The organism is Ferrovibrio sp. (assembly GCF_029255545.1).
In the GTDB taxonomy this organism is placed as follows: Bacteria; Pseudomonadota; Alphaproteobacteria; order Ferrovibrionales; family Ferrovibrionaceae; genus Ferrovibrio.
The window spans coordinates 1-3291 of sequence record NZ_JANLJJ010000039.1; the positions used below are offsets into that span (position 1 = coordinate 1).

Sequence of the window (3291 nt, forward strand, 5' to 3'; positions counted from 1 at the left end):
CGGCGCCCTCTCACGGCGCAAACCGGGGTTCGAATCCCCGTGGGGACGCCAACTTTCTTTCCGGAAAATTTGAATAGCTGAAGGCCGCGTTGGGCTGACGTGAAATCGTGGTTTATCCGCGATTACTAAGGAGCGCCTTGGCATCAAGAGTGACGATTGGAAGCATGAGCAAGAATGGCGCATCATTCTCCCGCTGTCTTCGGCGCAGCAACAAGGGTCACTGCATTCTTACCCTCCAGCGCCGATCTCGAACTTGCTGAGAGGTCGTACTTGGAGAGTGATGTAGCTTATGTCCAGTGCGGAGAATTAAAGATGTGGTGAATCAATCAACTCGCCCAACTACAAAATTACTTTGTAGCGGCGGAATATATCGTCAATGGGGCTCTGAATACCGGGAATAGGCTTGTACCTTCCGCCGATGGCATCCAGAAGGCAATACAACACGCCTTCAAGATGATTTGTAAAGTGAGTGACCTTCTTCTCCCGCTTATCCAACATCGCAAGACTGTCAGCGGTGTCTAACGCGTATTTCGCAAGCTCTTGATAAAGAGCGAGGGGGAGGCGATCCGGATTTTGTCCAGCCTTCTTTAAACCGTCTTTGAGGTACAGGACGCCAGTGGATACGGGGTCCTTGGCAAATGCGACACCGCCCACCAATGCCGATGCTAAGAACTTGAACATTTGCCTCCCCCGTCTTGGTCGGAGCCTAATGTTGACAGAGAAATCGCTTATAGTACATAAATGTGACACATGCCGTCTGCCCAATAAATTGGGTTTCCGAGCCTAGCCGGATCAACAGCTTGTATATTGCTTGGCGGTCCTTCTCCGCGATGACGCCAAACCCGGCGCGCTGCCGGGTTTGCCTTCAGGCTTCACATCATTGCATGATGATCCAGCCGGTCTGCTGAACGGCCTTGATCCCCGCCGTATTGTTCCCATATTGTTCTGTTTGTCCGAGTCATGGCCGCGCGCGGATTTTCCGCCGCCGGCTGCCGGGATGCAAAATCGCTCAAACTCTCTGAAAAGGCATGGAAAACGATGCAAAACCGCGGCCCGGCGCCGCAAACCGCCGGACGTCGTTGCCCGTGGCGCAAACAGGCGCAAAACCGATTCAAAACGCCGGATTTATACCAGTGATATCACTGATATCAGTTTTTAACCCTCAGGTTCGGGGTGCCCGGGCGGGCGGATCAACGGGGCAGGGACGGAGGCTTACTCCGCTGCGTTTTCCTCGGCCGGCATGTCCACCGGCACGCCCGGCTCGCTCTTGGAGCAGCGGATGGTCAGCGCGGTTTTCACATGCGCCACGTTTTGCAACGCGGTCAATTCTCGCGTCAGGAAGGTCTGGTAGGCGTCCCAGTCGCGGGCCACGATCTTCAGGATGAAGTCGTTTTCGCCGGCCAGCATGTAGCATTCGCGCACCTGGTCCCAGCCGGCCACGGTCTGCTCGAAGGCCACCAGGTCATGCTCGGCCTGGCTGTTCAGGCCCACCATGGCAAACACCGTCACGCCATAGCCCAGCTGCTGCGGGTTGAGCTCGGCGTGATAACCCTTGATGAAGCCGGCCTCTTCCAGGGCGCGCACCCGGCGCAGGCAGGGCGGCGCCGAGATGCCCACGCGCTGGGCCAGCTCCACGTTGGTCATGCGGCCATCGGCCTGCAGGTCGGCCAGGATCTTGCGGTCGATGAGGTCGAGCTTCACGCGTTGCATGGAAATTTTCTCATTATCTGAACTGGGGGTTGCGCAATATTATTATAAATGATCGCAAGAATCCAAGCCTCGGGGGCTAAGATAATTGCGCGTATACAGAGCGCCCGGCTGCCCGCCGCACGTGGAGATCGGGGTAATCCGCTAGCGGTGAAATGCTTTGCCCCAAGTCAATTCCCCGCCGGCCGGCTTGGTGCTACACCTGCCGCCGACAAGCCGGCGCCGGGGGTGCCGGCGGGGGAATTCCGGGCTGGCCCGGCAAGTATAAAACGGGCGGTGGGCCCGGACATCCATGGCGCTGAAGATCGACACCTTTTCCAACCCCGACAGCCGCAATGGCTGGCGGCCGGGCAACAATTTCGGTGGCCATTGCCTGTTCAAGGCGCTGGGCCATCCGCGTATCGCCGCCCAGGCCCGCGCCCTGGTGCAGGGGCTGGCCGGGTTTCAGCGCCTGGCCGTCTACGACCCCGATCCGTTGGCTGCCGCCGAGCCGCTCGATGCCTTCTACCCGATCCCGCGTGGCCATCTCGCCGGCGTCTTCGTGCAGCGCGTGGAAGACCTCGGCCAGACCCGGCTGGGGCTGGAGACGCAGCCGGTCACCGCGCTCCGCGCCGTCGCGCCCGACGCGGTGCTGATCACCGCGTTTGACGCCGAGATCCACAAGCAGCAGATCGCCCGCCTGCTGCCGCCGGGCTGCCAGGTCTTCACGCTGGATGCCATGCGGCTGCCGCAGGACTGGCTGTCGAATCCGGCGCGGTATCTCGACCCGATCAACTTCGCCACCAACTTCGCCTTCCTGCGTGACGTGGGCAACAGCGGCGACGGCACCGGGGCGGGCGAGGGCCTGCATACCCAGATCGTCACCGCCGATTACTGGTCGGGTTATGGCGCAGCCAACCCGGCGCTGTGGCTCTGCCTGTTCGGCGCCGATGGCGCCGTGCTGGCGGAATGGACCGAGCCGCTGAAAGGCGCCTTCCACGCCGTCAGCATCGACAGCCGCGCGGTGCGCCAGCGGTTTGGCCTGGGCGATTTCGCCGGCTCGCTGTTCATCCACGCGATCCGCATCAAGGGCCACGACGTGGTGAAATACGCGGTCGACAGTTTCTCGGAATCCGGCCGGCAGCTCAGTTGCACCCACGACGCCAATGCCTGGCCGGCCGATCTGTATGCCGGCGTGCCGTCGCCCAAGGCGGGCGAGACCCTGCTGCTCTGGGTGCAGAACAGCCATCCGGTGGCGATTCCCGCCGGCGCCATCGGCGTCAACGTCATGGGGTCGCAGGATATCGCCTGGTGGGACGGCGAAGTGCCGCCGTTTGGCACCACGCCGGTCGATCTCGGCAAGCTGCTGCCCCAGGCGCGTTTCCCCGACCAGATCGAGATCCGGGCCGGGCGCTATTTCGTGCGGCCGCGCTACGAGATCGTGCGCGCGGATAACGCCAAACGGCGCATCGCGCATGCCAATGTCGAGCGCACCGACCTGACACCCGATCCGAACCTGCCCAATCTGACCGCGCTGATCGGCAAAGGCTACATCATGCCGCTGCCGGTGCTGCCGCTGAAGGAGTGGAAATCCGTCGCGCTGCC

At 61.7% G+C, this 3291-nt stretch carries 3 protein-coding genes and 1 pseudogene; 2 read left to right on the forward strand and 2 right to left on the reverse strand.

Annotated elements, in window-relative coordinates; translation table 11 throughout:
- Positions 1-339 precede the first annotated feature (339 nt).
- Positions 340-681, reverse strand: a complete 342-nt coding sequence (locus Q1J79_RS07625) for a hypothetical protein (RefSeq protein ID WP_300298826.1) — start codon at positions 679-681, stop codon at positions 340-342.
- Positions 682-811: 130 nt separating this feature from the next.
- Between Q1J79_RS07625 and Q1J79_RS07630 the strand changes: the two genes are divergently transcribed.
- Positions 812-1159: a hypothetical protein gene (locus Q1J79_RS07630; RefSeq protein WP_300298828.1), complete on the forward strand. Its 348-nt coding sequence runs from the start codon at positions 812-814 to the stop codon at positions 1157-1159.
- 53 nt (positions 1160-1212) lie between these two features.
- Here the strand turns inward: Q1J79_RS07630 and Q1J79_RS07635 are convergent, their stop codons facing one another.
- Complete coding sequence (locus Q1J79_RS07635; protein WP_300298831.1) at positions 1213-1710, reverse strand: Lrp/AsnC family transcriptional regulator; 498 nt, start codon at positions 1708-1710, stop codon at positions 1213-1215.
- Positions 1711-1999: 289 nt separating this feature from the next.
- Between Q1J79_RS07635 and Q1J79_RS07640 the strand changes: the two are divergent.
- Positions 2000-3291: pseudogene (locus Q1J79_RS07640) on the forward strand (hypothetical protein); the annotation flags it as partial.

Coding starts and splice junctions, on each gene's coding strand:
- Q1J79_RS07625 (WP_300298826.1), bottom strand. CDS start 681: ATGTTCAAGTTCTTAGCATCGGCATTGGTGGGCGGTGTCGCATTTGCC.
- Q1J79_RS07635 (WP_300298831.1), bottom strand. CDS start 1,710: ATGCAACGCGTGAAGCTCGACCTCATCGACCGCAAGATCCTGGCCGAC.